Source organism: Vibrio sp. 378, from assembly GCF_033339435.1.
The window spans coordinates 1-530 of the sequence record NZ_JAWOUO010001115.1 but is presented as its reverse complement, the minus strand read 5'-3'; the positions used below and the strand labels follow the sequence as shown (position 1 = coordinate 530).

The window sequence follows — 530 nt, the reverse complement described above, 5'->3', positions numbered from 1 at the left end:
TTCGATGCGCACGAGATTCGTGTTGCGATTCATGATGGTTACACATTAGAAGATCCACGCCGACCAAAAAATTACAGCCCGCAGCAGTACCTTCGCACTGAAGAGGAAATGTGTGAGCTGTTTGCTGATATTCCAGAAGCGCTAGAAAACAGTGTTGAGATCGCCAAGCGTTGCAACGTGACCGTTCGTTTAGGTGAATACTTCTTGCCCGCCTTCCCAACAGAAGGGATGGAAGAAACTGAATTCTTGGTCATGAAGTCGCGAGAAGGTTTGGAAGAGCGTCTAGAGTTCCTATTCCCTAATGAAGAAGAGCGCAAAAAGCGCCGTCCAGAATACGACGAGCGTTTACAAATCGAACTCGACGTAATCAACCAAATGGGGTTCCCTGGCTACTTCTTGATCGTAATGGAGTTCATCCAGTGGTCGAAAGACAACGCGATTCCAGTCGGTCCTGGTCGTGGTTCGGGTGCCGGTTCTTTGGTGGCCTACGCGCTGAAAATCACCGATCTTGATCCGCTTGAATATGACTT

Annotated in this window: 1 pseudogene; it reads left to right on the top strand. The window is 48.7% G+C overall.

Annotation, left to right across the window (positions count from 1 at the left end):
• Positions 1–530 (top strand): annotated as a pseudogene (dnaE, locus tag R7Q48_RS30675) (DNA polymerase III subunit alpha); the annotation flags it as partial.